The following is a 14,391-nucleotide window of genomic DNA, read 5'->3' as shown; positions in this document are numbered from 1 at the left end:
AAAAAGCCCCCGGCAAAGCCGGGGACTTTCAATAGGTGATCCGCTCAAAGCGGCTGATCTTGATGCCCTTACCAGATCTTCCACCATGGACGCCGCGGTTTTTCAGGGTCCGTGACTGGCTCGACCAGGCTCCGGGCGGCGCGTTCTTTCTCCACCTTCGACGCGTCGCGCCTGCGAATCGGCCTGTCGTAGATCAATCCAATGTCGTTTTTCCTCACGGGCCTCATTCCTGCGAAGCGCGGCTCTTGGTAGCGGATGAGCCCGGACTGTGCGAGGTCCCAGAAGAAGAAAGCCATCGTCGGCGCGACGAGGTGCCACCGCTCCTCCTGCTCGTCTCTGAGATACACACGTGCGTCCAGGTCCCCCTCGCAGAAGACGGCGTGCCAGGCGTAATCGCCGTCGTGCTCGTCCACGAGCAACATCGCGCAATCGCCGTTCAGGCCCAGCTCCGGAATCCTCCTCGGTCTCGCTCTGTCGTTCTCCGGCCAGAGCAGCCAGTCCACCCGCGACAGCTTCGGATCGTTGGGATGCGTCTCCCGCACGGCCCTGCAGACACCGCATTGGCCGAAAAAGCTCTTCAAGGCGTCCGGCAGGCGAATTCCGCATCTCTGCTCCACGTTCGCGAGATCATCCAGGCTCTCCGCGTCCGACCCGACCGCCGATAGTCCGAGCGCGGCGAACGCGTCTTCCAGGGTGACCGTCCGGCTCACGCCCGAGGGATCTCGGCCTCCCATGCGGATCCCATTCATGTAGAGCACGTGGTAGGGGACGGCTTCCTCTCCGCGGTCCAGATCCTTTTGCAGCGCGCCCGCGCAGAGCCCGACGCGCCGAACGACCCGATACGCTTGCTCGACGTCCAGAGCGCTGTCCGCCGCCTCCGCCTCGTGCATTCCGAACAGATGCGCGCAGCTTCGGAGCCAGAGCGCCCGCGTCTCCTCCGCGGTGAGGCGACCGCCCAGCCCGGCCAGCATATTGCTGAAGTGCGCGTACGTGAACCCCGCCTCGCCTCCGGTCACCCTGCCGAACACGGAGCCCCACGTCGCGACGTCGTCGAACGAGACCTCCTCCGGCGGCACTCCATACAAGAGTGTCTCCACCTCGCCCTGCTCCTCCGGCTCCAGCTCGATCTCGACGTTGAACGAGCCGTCCTCGTTCACCCTCCGTACGGTGGCTGGCGCCCAGAACCCCGCCCCCGGGGTCAGGCAACGCGACCCAGGAAATGCGCCTTCCCGTCCTGCCGGCGACGATCCGTTCACGAACCAGCCCTCATCTCGGACGCTTGCAGGTGACATGCGAGATTCCTGGACGGATCAGTCCGCCGTGAATATCGATGGATAGACTGCCGTGCGTCTGGCTTGCCCATCGAGGTCGTGAGGACAAGTGATGCAAATCGTCTTCCATGTGGCTTCCGCGCGCGCGATCGGGTGCCACGTCGCTCTCGCGGCTGCCGTGGACGCTGGGCCGCGGCGCCCGCTTAATTCTTTTTAATACGACCCGATCGCCCGGTCGCGACCGTTCCGGGCGGCTCGAAATGGTGTAAACCGCCCGGGAATCCAGGGCGATCGCGGCCCAATCTCGTCCCGCGCCTCTGCCCTGTCATCCCGTCGAGGTATCATGCGTACTTGGTCGATTGTCGCTGCAATGGTCTCCCTTGGTGCGGTCCTCGTGGCTGCACCTCTGTCCGCGCTCGCCGACGTCCTCGTTCCCAACGCTCCCGACACGAACGGCATCCGGGCGATCGGGAAGGGCATCAAGGAGATCGGAGCCGAGAGCCTGCTCGTGCTCAATTACAGCAACGAGAACAACACCTCCTCCATCCGGACCACGAACATCACCGGGCTCTCGTTCCGCTATTTCATCCTCAACAACCTCAACCTGGCGCTGAACGCCAGCTACTTCTACAAGGGTGTCGACGCCGCCGCGCGCCAGGGCGGCATGGTCACCCTCGGCGGGAATTACCTCATCAACATCGGACGAGGGTTGTTCCTCAATCCCGGCCTCGCCGGTGGTGGCTTCTACGGCAAGGTGTCCGTCAAGGGCGCGCCGAGCGGCACGCCGGCGCCGACGATGGTGGGCGGCGTCGCGCGGGCCGGCTTCGGGCTCGCGTTTTATGCGAGCCCGAAGTTCAGCCTGTTCGCGAGGCCCGAGGCGGTCCTCTACGTCGGGAAGGTGGGCCAAGGCCCCACCGAGAGCTCGCTCCTGAACGTCGACGGCGGCTTCAACGTCGGGATGAATTACGTGTTTTGAGCCGGGGAAGGCCGAGCGGGCCTTTCAGACGCGGGCAGACCCAAGATCCCGGGAACTCTTCCCACCTTCCGAGCGTCTGAGCCCCCCCGCGAGGTACCGCCCCATGCTCCAGCCGAACGCCACCGCCCCCGCTTCTGCCGTTCCCGCTCCCGCTTCCGTCGCCGCTCCCGCTCCCGCTCCCGCCTCCGCTTCCGTCCTCGCCTCCGCTCCTGGCCGCGTTCCTCGTCTCTCGCTCCCGTACGCCGTCCTCGGCGCCGTCGGCGGATGGATGGCCGCCGACTTCTTCCGCGTCGGCGCCCTCAAGCTCATGGACGCCGGCCTCCGCCCCGCCTTCGTCGTCGTCACCCCGCTCTGCGCCCTCCTCCTCGGCATCCTCGTGCAGCCCACCGTCCGCTGGCCCGGCCGCGCCGCCGCGTTCTTCGCGGCCGCCGTGGGCGTCCTCTCGGCCGGGCTCATGGGCGGCGCGCTCATCGGCGTGATGCGCTGGTCGCGCTGGGGCCTCGGCGAAGGCGCCGCCACCGGATTCGTCTGCGCGCTCGGATTCTTGCCCGCCTTCGCCCTCGTCCTCGCCGCCGCCCGCCGCGTCGGCCGCGCCCGCCCCGGATCCCTCGTCGATCGCGCCGATCGCCGCGCCGTCTGGCTCGCCGTCGCCGTCAGCGTCGCCCTCGGCACCCTCGCCGCCCTGCCCGATTGGAACGTCTTCCCCACCGGCGTCCGCCCCTCGCTCGAGGTCTCGCGCACCCTCGGCCTCGCCGCCGTCGCCGCCATCTTCGCGCTTTGCCTCAGCGACGCCGTGGCCCTCGTGCGTGCGCTCCGCGTCGAGCGCCTCCTGCCCGCCATGCGCTCGGCATCCGGCGACGACCCGCGCGTCGCCTGGTCGCCGCGCAAGCTCGATCTCGGCCTCGGCGAGGAGACACGCGCGTCCGTGCTCTCCGCCGCCGTCGTCTACCGCGAGCACGACCGCGTCCTCTCCGTCGTCCACGGCAATCCGCGGGACGCGCGCCGCGCCCTCCTCGGCGCGTTTGCTTGTGGCATCGTCGCCCTCGGCGTGGGCGGCGCTTGCGTCAGCCTCACCGGCGCGCGCACCGCAAGCGCGGCCGACGCAGAGGCGCCCGCCCCGATCGCCGCCGAAACCCGATAATCCCCCGCGCACCTCGCTTGCCTTTCCCCGATCCTCCGTGCCACCCTCGGCGCCGGAGGATCTTGCATGTCGGCTTCCTTTTCCCCTGTCCGCCTCGGCCGCAGCCCTCTCGACGTCGTGCCCCTCGGGCTGGCGGCGAGTTACGGCGCCAAGGGGCGCGACGTGGAGCATGCCTTCGAACGCGGGATAAATTTTTTCTACTGGGGCTCGTCGCGCATGCCCGATTTCGGCGAGGGCTTGAAGCGTCTCGGCAAGCGTAGCCGCGAGCGGATCAAGGTCGTCATCCAGACTTACTCGCGCTCGCCGGCCGGCATCGGCAAATCCCTCGAAAAGGGGCTCCGCAAGCTCGAAATGGATCACGCGGACGTCCTGCTCCTCGGCTGGTGGAACCTCCCGCCGAAGGACGCAATCCTCGACGCCGCCGCAGATCTCGTGCGCCGGGGTCGCGCGCGTTCGGTCATGATCTCCTGCCACAACCGCCCCGCATTCAAGCGTCTCGCCCGGGATCCCCGCATCGACCTTCTGATGCTCCGTTACAACGCAGCGCACCCCGGCGCCGACAAGGACGTCTTTCCGCACCTGCCGGACCCTGGCCCCGGAATCGTCTCATACACCTCGACCTCCTGGGGCCAGCTCCTCGATCGCAAGCTCGTCCCCGCGGAGGAACGTCTGCCGCGCGCCGCGGATTGTTACCGGTTCGCCCTCTCGAACCCGAACATCGGCGCATGCTGGGCCGGCGCGCGAGACGCAGCGCAGATCGACGAAGCCCTGAAGGCACTCGAAGAGGGTCCGATGAACGAAGAGGAGCTCGCATGGATGCGGCGAATCGGCGAGCGCGTGCGAGAGACGTCAAAGCTCACGGCACGCGGAATGGGTTTCGCAGATCGGCTGGTCAACCTCTACTCGGGTTTCGGCTTTCGCACGACGACGGAGCTCGGCGAAGGCTGAGCGCGTGCGCGGGGCGTTGCCCCGCACCCCAGCAGGGGGCTGTCCGCCCCCTGCACCCCGGACCAGCGCAAGCGCTGGACTCGGGGTCGATGAACTGCGCGATGCGCAGTTCATCGAAGAGGCCCTGGCAAGACCACGAGCGGCGTTGCCAGCTGAGACAGCAGCACTGCCGTGTCTCGTAGCGACGTCTTCCCTGTCGACAGCGCGCATCGCGCGCTGTCGCCCCGGGTCCAGCGCTTGCGCTGGTCCGGGTGCAGGGGCGGATAGCCCCTGCTGGGGTCCGGGGTGAAACCCCGGCGCTACGCTGTAGGACAGCCCCCTCTGCTCCCGTCGTGATACCGTGGGGGGCATGAACGACTGGCTGTATGCAACTCCCTCGGCGCTGCGTGGCAAGCGCGCGTTTCGGCTTGGCCTTGCGGCGAATTATGGCATCGACGAGGACGGCGTCCGCGCTGCGATCGATCGTGGCGTGAATGTCTTCTTGTGGACGTCGCGGAACAAGGGGATGCGCGCGCCCGTCAAGGCGGCGATGGGTGCGCGGCGCGAGGACGTGGCCGTGATTGGCTTCGCGCAGATCGGCTGGTTTGGCTGGGGCGTGCGCTCGGGTGCGGAGAAGCTTTTGCGCCAGCTTGGCACGGATCACCTCGACGTGTACTTGCTCGGCTGGCTCGGCACGGGCTCCGCTTGGACGGAGGCGACGCAGAAAGAGCTCCTCCACCTGCGCGAGAGCGGCAAGGTCCGTTCGATTGGCGTGAGCATCCACGACCGCCCGCGCGCGGGCACGCTTGCCGCGGACTCGCCGCTCGACCTCTTGATGCTCCGGTACAACGCGGCGCATCCGGGGGCCGAGCGCGACGTCTTCCCGCACGTCAAGGAGCATTCGCCTTCGGTGCTCGCGTACACGGCGACGGCTTGGCGGAAGCTCCTGAAGCGCCCGAACGGCTGGGAGGGGTCGGTCATGAGCGCGGGCGACTGTTATCGGTTCCAGCTCTCGAGCCCGCACGTGGATATGGCGCTCACGGGGCCGAAGACCCGGGCCGAGCTCGAGGACAACCTGAAGGCGCTCGAAAAAGGCCCGCTCACCGAGGACGAGGCGAAGTGGATGCGGGAGTTTGGGCGGAAGGTGCACGGATAGAGCGCTGTCACGGTCGGCGCCGTGAGGTCGGCGCCTGCTTCCGTAAGTGCTTCCGGAATCGCTGCTCCTGCCACGCCCGCCTGCGCTTCGGATTCCGTCACTCCGGCGTACCCCGCAGCATTCAGCAGCCGCTGCACCTCAGCGTGCCGTCGATGTTGTCGGCGCACCAGCTCGGGCAGCGGCGCGTGTAGATACAGGACTGCACGTAGGAGCCGTTAACCCGTCTGCACTCGGCGCAGAATCCGCCGGGAATCGAACTACCCGGCTGCTTACAGGTCCGATTCCACGAGCCGCCCGGCGGGGTGACCGCCCTGAGCTCGAAGTCATCGGCGCCCACGTCGCTCGGGTTCGAGTCCTCGTCGAGGTGGCCCTCGGCAGGCGCGGCCACCGTAGTCTCGGTGACCGAGCCGATTCCGACGAGCGCCGCGAGAGCAACGACAATCAGATGGAATTTCATGTTCTTCCCCCTCCGCGTTCGAGGCCCGGATGGCTTGGATTCAACGCCCCGGACGTCCTGGTCTGTGTATCGAGACACGGAGGAGCGGAGTCAAGCCGAGGTGATCCTTCGTCCTGCTACCTTCCAGATCCTTCGCCGAGGGATCATGCCCTCACGCGTCGAGCTCCCGGAACCTGCGTCCCCGGATCCGATCATCGCCGGCCCATGTCCCGGAACCTGCTCCAACCGCTCCCCGCATCGTCCCGGGATGTCCCGGCACCTCCAGGACCGATGCGCCACATCGATCCGCGAGGTCCACCCACCTGCACGGCGCAATGTCGCTTCCGTCTCCGCCCTCGCAGCAAGATTCCGCCTGCACGCTTCTCCCGGGTCGACCGTCTGCCTCGCACCCCGTTTCAATGGAGGTTTCCTTGGACGCTGATTTCGACCCGTCTGTCTACGTTCGTCCCCCCAAGCTCGACGTGCCGTCCGCCGTCGCACTCTCGATCAAGCTCGTCGCAGCCACGCCCGACGGCGCGCCGCTATCCGTCAAGAAGGCCGCGAACACGCTCCGGCAGGCGGCACTCTCGCTCCAGGAGAGCTGGAAGGCGCGTGATCGCGTGGAGAAGCGGCCCGACGCGCGGCCCGTCGACGTGCTCGCCGACCACGCCATGAGCCGTCTCTTCGGCCGAATCGAGGATTACTCGGGGCTACCCGCAGAGACGCACCCCCACGCCGCGCGCGCAGGTGTCCTGCTCGCCACCTTGTTCCCCACGGGTCTCTCGTTCCTGAAGGCCGATTACGCGAGCCAGTGGGCCGAGACGCAAAAGCGGCTCGATCGAATCAACGAGGAGGACCTCGCCGCCGATATCGACGTCGTCACAGGCCCCGAGTTCCTGGCCGAGGTGCGTCGAATCCACAAGCTGTACGGCGAAGCCATCGGCATCACCAAGGCCCGCCCCGAAATCACCGTCCCAAGCCTCGTCCTCCCGCTGCGCGAGGTGGGCGACGCAATCGTCCGCCACGCCCTCCAACTCGTGTCCGTATGTCTCGACGAGGAAGCACCCCTCGAATCCCGCACCGCCGCACGCGACGCCCTCCGCCCACTCGACGAATACCGAGCCAACGCCGCCCGAAGGGACACGCCCAAAGAGTCGAACGACGCCGTCACCCCAGAGACCGAGGTGCCCGAGGTCCCAGGGTGATGCCGCGGGGCTTTGCCCCGCACCCCAGCAGGGGGCTGTCCGCCCCCTGCACCCCGGACCAGGCACGGCCTGGACCGAGGGCCGAGAAACCGCGCGATGCGCGGTTTCTCGGACGGTGGCGCGTCCCAGCAGGCCGGTGTAGCCGCAAGCGCCCGCCCTCCTCCCCCGAAGCTTGACTTCGCTGGCAACTGGACGTCTACTGCGACGGAAAACCGTTTGCATGCAAACATGCGGCGGATCCTTGTCGAGGGAGCAGGCCGTGTCGTCTGATCTGGCAGCCGGGTCGATTTTCGCCGGGCGTTACCGCGTCGAGCGTCGCATCGCCGCAGGGGGCATGGGGGCGGTCTACGAGGTCGTCCACCTCGAGACGAACCGCCGCCGCGCGCTCAAGGTGATGCACGCGAACTTCGTCCAGAGCGACGACCTGCGCGGGCGCTTCCGGCAAGAGGCGCGCGTCGCCGCCGAGATCGAGAGCGAGTACATCGTCGACGTCTTCGACGCGGGCATCGACGACGCGACCGGGATGCCTTTCCTGGTCATGGAGCTCTTGCGCGGCGAGGAGCTCGGCAAGCGGATCCGCCACACGGGCCCCTTGCCGCCGGCGGAGGTGGTCGCGTACCTGCATCAGACCTCGCTCGCCCTCGAAAAGACGCACCGGGCCCACATCGTCCATCGGGATCTCAAGCCCGACAATCTCTTCCTCTGCGAGCGCGAGGACGGCCCCCCGCGCATCAAGGTGCTCGATTTCGGGATCGCGAAGATCGTGGCCGCCGGCTCGACGGCGGCGGGCGCGACGCAATCGCTCGGCACGCCGCTCTACATGGCGCCCGAGCAGTTCTTGATGGAATCGTCGGTCTCGCCCGCGACGGACATCTTCGCGCTCGGCATGATCGCGTTCACGCTCCTCGTCGGCAAAGCCTACTGGTACGAGGAATCGCGGGGCGGCGCGAACGTCTTCGCATTCGCCGCGCAGGCCGCGCTCGGGCCACGCGAGCCGGCGACCGCGCGGGCTGCGCGGCTCGGCACGAGCCTGCCGCCCACGTTCGACGCGTGGTTTGCACGGGCCACGGCGAGGACGCCCTCCGAGCGGTTTCCTTCGGCCACGAGCGCGGTGAGAGCGCTCGCCGAGGCGTTCGGGTTGCCGCAGCCGGGGCTCGCCTCCGCGGGGATGCTGCCGCCGGGGTCGATTTCGCGGCCGTCGTTCGCGTCGCAGCCGTTCGACGTGCCGATCATGACGCTCGACACGCAAGCGACAGTGCCGATGGCGCCACGACGCGGGCCGCTGCCGAACGGCGCGGACTTTGGCGCGGCGACGCCGGTGGGGCACGCGGGCACGCCCATGGGCCCGGTCCTGACGCCGCTCGGGAGCGGGATGACCGCGGTTCCGACGGGGCGAAGGTCACCGCCGACGGGACTCATCGCCGCGGGCGTGGGGCTTGCGTGTTTGCTCGTTGCGGTCGTCGCTGTCTTCGCGCTCTCGTCGCGCGAGGAAGGCAAGACGCCGGAGCCGGCCGCCGCGGCGCCGTCGTCGGCGCAGGCCCCCGTGGCGACGGCCGCGCCCGAGGTTGTGCCGGCGGCGCCGCTGGAGACGACGGCGCCCGCGCCGATCGCGTCGGCGAGTGCTGCGCCCGCGGTGAGCGCGGCTGCGGCGGCGCCGACGAGCAAGCCCGCGACGGCGACGCAGCCCTCGAAGACGAGCGGGGCGCCGACGGTGAAGGCTCCGAGGCCTGGCTCGACGTGGAGCAGGGATTGAGGAGCGCGGATGCGAGCCTGGAAGTCAGTCGGTGTTGCGGCGCTGCTCACGGCGGCGAGCTGTGTGCAGGTCCTCGGAGGGGACCATCCCTATAACCCGGGGGAACCCGTGGGCGGCGGGGGGACCGGCGGGACGAGTGAGCTGTGCACCCCCGGCGAGACGAGGCTGTGTTATTCGGGGCCCGCCGGCACCGAAGGCATCGGCGACTGCACAGCCGGTGTCCGGTTTTGCAGCTACAACGGCATGGAGTGGGGCAGCTGCGAGGGCGAGGTTTTTCCGGCGGCCGAAGATTGCTCCCTGCCTGGAGACGAGGATTGTGATGGAGCGGCCGTAAACGCGTGTACGGGCACGCCCATGGCTGCGTTCACGCCGGGAGGCAACACCGTCGCCCCGTTGGGCGATGGGATCTACGACGTGGCGGTCACGCCTGACGGCGGGTACGTCATTGCGGGCGTCGTCGGCGCCAAGATGAACGAAGTTCTCCTCCCAGCGGAAACCGGCAGCGTTTTCGTTGCGAAGATTCATCCCGATGGAACGCTTCAATGGCAGAAAGAGTTCCAGAGCAGCACCGGTGCCGCCTTCGCATACGGCGTTGCTGTCAGCCCGGCCGGCCGTGTCACGGTGGTGGGCGAGTTCGGCGGGGAGATCAATTTCGGTGGGAGCGTTCTGCTGGCCCAAAGCTACGATATCTTCATCGTCACGCTCGACGCCATGGGCGCGCATGTCTGGAGCAAGCGGTTCGGCACGACGAGCAGGCAATCCGCGCTGGACGTGGACGCCGATGCCGCTGGGAACCTGTACGTCACGGGGTTGGTTACCGGCGTCAACGTGAGCCTCGGGGGCGCTCCCGTGACCCCGGACGGCCAAGACCTATTTGTGGCGAGCTACGATTCCGCGGGGAACCATCTCTGGAGCTCGGTTTTCGTCAACGGCGGGACTCAAGTAGGACGTCACCTCACGGTTACGAGGGACGGCAACGTCGCGGTCGTGGGCGACGCGGCTGGCGACGCGGTAGGCGACGCGAACTTCGGCGGCAGCAACCTGCCGAACGGGGGCGACACCGATTTGGTGGTCGCGATGTACGCCTCGAATGGGGCCCACATCTGGAGCGAGCGCTTTGGTGAGTTCGGCTCCTCCCAATTCACCGGACACATCGCCGCCGCGCCGAACGGCGGCAACATCCTCATCGCCGGACGCTTCACGGGCAAGGTCGATTTCGGCGGCGGACAGATGTCGGCGGCGGGCTTATGGGACACATTCGTCGCCGAGCTCGCCGCCGCGAACGGCGAACCTGTGCGCAGCAAGCGCTTCGGGCTCTCCGGAACCTCGCTGGGCACCGGGATCGCGGTGGACGGCGCGGGGAACGTGACCGTGACCGGGCTCTTCAACGGGTCCGTCGATTTCGGATCCGGGACGATCACGACGGGTGATGGATACGATATTTTCGTCGCAAAGCTCGCCGCGGCGGACTGGTCGCCGCTCTGGACCAAGACGTTTGGCGTGAACGGCACGCAGGCAGCCTGGGCCATCACTGCCGACGCGAAGGGCGACGTCATCGTGGGCGGCAGCTTCGACTCGCAGATCGCGTTCGGCGCCCCGCTCGCGACCATCCCGAGCAGCGGCGGCGCCGATCTCTTCAGCGTCCGGCTCGCTCCGTGACGCACGAATCATGCGGCAAAGGTGGACACGACATGCGTAAGGCACGATGGTTCTTCGTGGGGCTCGTCTGCGTGGGCCTCGGGCTCCCGGAAGGCATGGCGTCCGCCGCGCCGACGCCCGCGCAGGAGGCGGCCGCGGGAAAGCTCTTCGACGCCGCCGTCGCGGAGGTGCAAGCCGGGCGGTATGCCGAGGCCTGCCCGCTGCTCGAACAGAGCCACGTGCTCGATCCGAAGCCCGGGACGCTGCACGCCCTCGCCGAATGCGAGGTGAAGATCCAGAAGCTCGATCAGGCGCTCGCGCATTACAGAGAGTATCTCGCTCTCTACGCGGCGATGAAGAGCCCGCTGCGCGAAAAACACACGGAGCGGGCGCGCGTCGCCGAGGAGCAGGAGAAGAAGCTCCTGGCGGAGATCCTGTTCAATCGGGCGGTCGCGCACCGGGCAGCCGGCCGTCACGCCGAGGCCTGCGCCGCGCTCGCGGAGAGCCAGCGGATCGATCCGACGCCGGGGACGCTGTACGCGCTCGCCGAATGCGAAGCCACGCGGGGCCGCATGGCGACCGCGCTCGGGCATTACACGACGTACCTCGGCCTCTTCGCGGCGATGAAGAGCCCACTGCGCGAGCGTCACGCCGAGCGCGCGCGGATCGCGGAGGAGCAGCGGAAGAAGCTCGACGCGGAGACGCCTCGGCTCAAGCTCGTGTGGGCGGGCGAGGTGCCCGAGGGGGTCGTCGTCTCGCGGGGGAATACCACGTTCGACCTGAAGACGCTGGGCGCCTCGGTGCCGATGGATCCGGGGGAATATGCCTTCCGCGTGGAGGTCCCGGGGCGCCCGCCGCAGGACCGAAACGTGCGGCTGGAAAAGGGGGACCGAAAGATCCTCGAGCTCACGCCCGGCGCGACGCAGGAAGCGAAGGACGAGCGCCAGCCGCTCCCCGAGCAGCCATTGCCGCCGCCCCCGCAGCCGATCGCGCCATCCAAGCCGGAAATGCATCCGTGGGCGATCGGTGGAATCGCGGCGATGGGCCTGGGCGGCGCGGCGCTCATCGCGGGCAGCGTGCTCGGCGGGCTCGCGATGGCCGAGAAGCGCGAGGTCGACGCGGTATGCGACGCGAACTTCGCGTGCGGCGTGGAAGGCATGAAGACGGTCGAGCGGTTCTGGGCGCTCGGCAATGCGAGCACCGCGACGTTCATCGTGGGAGGCGTCGTGCTCGCGACGGGCGTGACGTTGTTCGTGCTTTCGCCAAAGCCGACGGCGGAAAAGGTCGGGTCCGTGCGGGTGCGGGGATTGGCGGGGCCAGGGGCCGGGTATCTGGGCGTCGACGGGACGTTCTGATGCGCACCTGGAAGCTCTTCTGGGTCGGAATGCTCGCCACGGCGGCGAGCTGTGTGCAGCTCCTCGACGGGGACCATCCCTACAGCGTGGAGGGTGTCCCCGCGGCCAAGGAGCCGTGCGAGACGGCGGCGGATTGCGACGACAACAACGCCTGCACCACCGCTACGTGCAGCGACGAGAAGATCTGCGTCTACACGCCGACGACCGACGGGACGAGCCCGGTGCAGACCGTCGGCGATTGCCAGCGGCTCGATTGCGCGGCCGGCAAGGAAGTCACCGTCACCGACGACGCGGACATCCCCGACGACAACGAGCCCTGCACGAACGACGCCTGCCAGGGCGGCACGCCGAGCAACACGCATACGCCCGACGGCGGCGTGTGCCAGCGCGGAAACGAGAGCGGCACTTGCCAGGGTGGGGTTTGCCAGATCGCCTGCGACGCGCAGAATCCGTGTGACGACGGCAACGCCTGCACGGACGATTTCTGCAACTTCGCCACGAGCATCTGCGTCTTCACGAATCTCGACGGCCTGCCCACCCCGGGCGTCACGCCGACCCCGGGGGATTGCAAGCAGAGGCTCTGCATCAATGGCAAGGACACGGACGTCACCGACGATACGGACGTGCCGGTCGACATGAACACGTGCACGTTCGACGTGTGCACGATGGGCGCGCCGACGAACCCGCCGGTGCTCGCGGGCGATCCCTGCGAGCCGGGCAAACCCGAGGTCTGTGACGGCACCTCGAATTGCGTCGCGTGCAACGAGCCCGCCGATTGCGTGCTCCTCCCGCCGGACGACGTCTGCCAGAAGCGCACGTGCGAGAATCACGTCTGCGTGCAGACATTCGCGCCGGCCGGGACCACGTTCGATAGCCAGACGGCTGGCGATTGCATGCGGGTCGTCTGCGACGGCGCGGGCGCGACGGAGAAGATCGTCGACGACATCGACCTGCCGAACGACAACAACGCCTGCACGAAGAACGTCTGCACGAACGGGACGCCGACGTTCCCGAACGAGGCGACCAACACGGCGTGCGGCGCCGGGATCTACTGCGACGGCGCCGGCCAATGCGTCGGCTGCAACGAGGCCGCGCAATGCGAAGGCACCGACGATTTCTGCAAGGTCCGCACGTGCATCGATAACCAGTGCGGCGTGAGCTTCACGCCCAAGGGCACGGATCTGCCGAACGGGCAGACGGCCCGCGATTGCAAGGTCATCGAGTGTGACGGTCAGGGCAACATCGTCACGTCGACCGACACGACCGACAAACCCGTCGACGGCAACGAATGCACCGATGACATGTGCAGCCCGGCCGGCGTGCCGTCGAACCCGAACCGGCCCGTCGACGCCGCGTGCAACCAGAATGGCGGCACGGTGTGCAACGGCGCGGGCGCATGCAAGAAGGCCCCCGCGCAGACCTGCGGCGGGGCCGTCGAGTGCTTGAGCGGCCATTGCGTGGACGGCGTCTGCTGCAACGCGGCCTGCAGCGGCACGTGCATGGCGTGCAACGTCGCGGGCAACGTCGGCACGTGCACGAACGTGTTCTCGGGCATGGACGACTCCCCCACCTGCACCGGCTCGAACTCCTGCAATGGCGGCGGCCAGTGCAAGAAGGAGCAGGGCGTCAGTTGCAGCGCCAGTAGCGAATGCCTCTCCGGGAACTGCGTCGACGGCGTCTGCTGCGAGAGCGCGTGCACAGCCACGTGCCAATCGTGCGGTCTCGCGGGCAACGAGGGGGTCTGCGCCAACATCCCCGCGGGGCAGGAAGACCTGAGCTCAGTTATGTGCACCAACACGCAAGCTTGTGACGGGAATGGCTTGTGCAAAAAAAAGAACGGCTCTAGCTGCAGCAGCGGCGTCGATTGCTTGAGCGGAAAATGCGGGGGAGGAACGTGCATGCCCTGATCCGCCACCAGCGACCGCGGCATACCGTCATGTCCGGTAGCCCCGCTCACTTGCACTCCCCCACCTCGCCCAGTACGTTCCCCCTGGAATGCTTCCTTCGCCCAGCGGTGAAAGCCACGTCGTCACCCGCGACCCCGATCTCCTCATCGGCCACTTCATCGGCCACATCAGCGTGGACGACATGCAGCGCATCCTCGACATCCAGCGCAATTTCTCCGCTGGCAAACCGGGCATCTTCTTGCTCGTCAACGTCGAGCGGCTGGAGAACATCACACCCGAGGCACGTCGCCTCGCCTCCGAAGGCGCCGGCGAGAGGGGCGCCGGCGTGCCCATCCTCGGCGTCGCCCTCGTCGGCGCACGTTTTCACGCCCGCATCCTCGGCGCCATGGTCGTCCGCGCAGCCCGCATCCTGCACGGCGGCCCCCCCTTCGACGTCCGCTTCTTCGATACCGACGCCGCCGCCCTCGCCTGGATCGACAAGCTCCGCTCCGCAAGCTGACGCGTCTCATCTGGAGGCGCTGCGCTGGGGCGTTGCCCCAGGCCCCACCCGGGGCTATCCGCCCCGGGACCCGGACCAGCGCAAGCGCTGGACCCAGGGTCGATGAACTGCGCGATGCGCAGTTCAT

12 protein-coding genes are annotated in these 14,391 nt (G+C 68.1%); 10 read left to right on the top strand and 2 right to left on the bottom strand.

Translation table 11 applies throughout. The features are described 5' to 3' along the window. Positions 1 to 68: 68 nt before the first annotated feature. Positions 69 to 1,157 carry an SMI1/KNR4 family protein gene (locus KEG38_RS50095; RefSeq protein ID WP_272428021.1) on the bottom strand — a complete coding sequence of 363 codons (1,089 nt, stop codon included), beginning with the start codon at positions 1,155 to 1,157 and terminating at the stop codon, positions 69 to 71. Positions 1,158 to 1,614: 457 nt separating this feature from the next. Between KEG38_RS50095 and KEG38_RS50090 the strand changes: the two genes are divergently transcribed. The 4 genes from KEG38_RS50090 (at position 1,615) to KEG38_RS50075 (ending at position 5,471) form a co-directional block, all read left to right on the top strand. Further along, positions 1,615 to 2,247, top strand: a complete 633-nt coding sequence (locus KEG38_RS50090; RefSeq protein WP_272428020.1) for a hypothetical protein — start codon at positions 1,615 to 1,617, stop codon at positions 2,245 to 2,247. Between the two features lie 268 nt (positions 2,248 to 2,515). Continuing rightward, the gene (locus KEG38_RS50085) at positions 2,516 to 3,388 is read left to right on the top strand and encodes a hypothetical protein (RefSeq protein WP_272428019.1); all 873 of its coding nucleotides are present in this window, start codon (positions 2,516 to 2,518) and stop codon (positions 3,386 to 3,388) included. A 66-nt stretch (positions 3,389 to 3,454) separates the two neighbouring features. Then, positions 3,455 to 4,336: an aldo/keto reductase gene (locus KEG38_RS50080; RefSeq protein ID WP_272428018.1), complete on the top strand. Its 882-nt coding sequence runs from the start codon at positions 3,455 to 3,457 to the stop codon at positions 4,334 to 4,336. Between the two features lie 349 nt (positions 4,337 to 4,685). Then, positions 4,686 to 5,471: an aldo/keto reductase gene (locus tag KEG38_RS50075; RefSeq protein ID WP_272428017.1), complete on the top strand. Its 786-nt coding sequence runs from the start codon at positions 4,686 to 4,688 to the stop codon at positions 5,469 to 5,471. A 121-nt stretch (positions 5,472 to 5,592) separates the two neighbouring features. On the opposite strand, the gene KEG38_RS50070 is transcribed toward KEG38_RS50075, so the two are convergent. Beyond that, a complete protein-coding gene (locus KEG38_RS50070) occupies positions 5,593 to 5,928 on the bottom strand; it encodes a hypothetical protein (RefSeq protein ID WP_272428016.1) in 336 nt (111 codons plus the stop codon). 410 nt (positions 5,929 to 6,338) lie between these two features. On the opposite strand from KEG38_RS50070, the gene KEG38_RS50065 reads away from it, so the two are divergent. The 6 genes from KEG38_RS50065 to KEG38_RS50040 all read left to right on the top strand — a co-directional run bounded on the left by KEG38_RS50065 (position 6,339) and on the right by KEG38_RS50040 (position 14,264). Further along, positions 6,339 to 7,112, top strand: a complete 774-nt coding sequence (locus KEG38_RS50065) for a hypothetical protein (RefSeq protein WP_272428015.1) — start codon at positions 6,339 to 6,341, stop codon at positions 7,110 to 7,112. Positions 7,113 to 7,371: 259 nt separating this feature from the next. Then, a complete protein-coding gene (locus KEG38_RS50060) occupies positions 7,372 to 8,865 on the top strand; it encodes a serine/threonine-protein kinase (protein WP_272428014.1) in 1,494 nt (497 codons plus the stop codon). A gap of 354 nt (positions 8,866 to 9,219) precedes the next feature. After that, a complete protein-coding gene (locus KEG38_RS50055; protein ID WP_272428013.1) occupies positions 9,220 to 10,524 on the top strand; it encodes a hypothetical protein in 1,305 nt (434 codons plus the stop codon). A gap of 32 nt (positions 10,525 to 10,556) precedes the next feature. Further along, a complete protein-coding gene (locus tag KEG38_RS50050; protein ID WP_272428012.1) occupies positions 10,557 to 11,858 on the top strand; it encodes a tetratricopeptide repeat protein in 1,302 nt (433 codons plus the stop codon). Further along, positions 11,858 to 13,765, top strand: coding sequence for a hypothetical protein (locus tag KEG38_RS50045; RefSeq protein WP_272428011.1), 1,908 nt, complete (start codon positions 11,858 to 11,860; stop codon positions 13,763 to 13,765). Before KEG38_RS50050 ends, KEG38_RS50045 begins: the two co-directional genes overlap by 1 nt. Positions 13,766 to 13,853: 88 nt before the next feature. Continuing rightward, on the top strand, positions 13,854 to 14,264 hold the full coding sequence (locus KEG38_RS50040) for a SpoIIAA family protein (protein ID WP_272428010.1): 411 nt from the start codon (positions 13,854 to 13,856) through the stop codon (positions 14,262 to 14,264). Positions 14,265 to 14,391: the final 127 nt, after the last annotated feature.

The sequence above is a fragment of the Polyangium jinanense genome (assembly GCF_028435265.1).
Taxonomy (GTDB): domain Bacteria; phylum Myxococcota_A; class Polyangia; order Polyangiales; family Polyangiaceae; genus Polyangium; species Polyangium jinanense.
The sequence above is the reverse complement of the archived record's forward strand: the minus strand, read 5'-3'. Positions and strand labels throughout refer to the sequence as shown.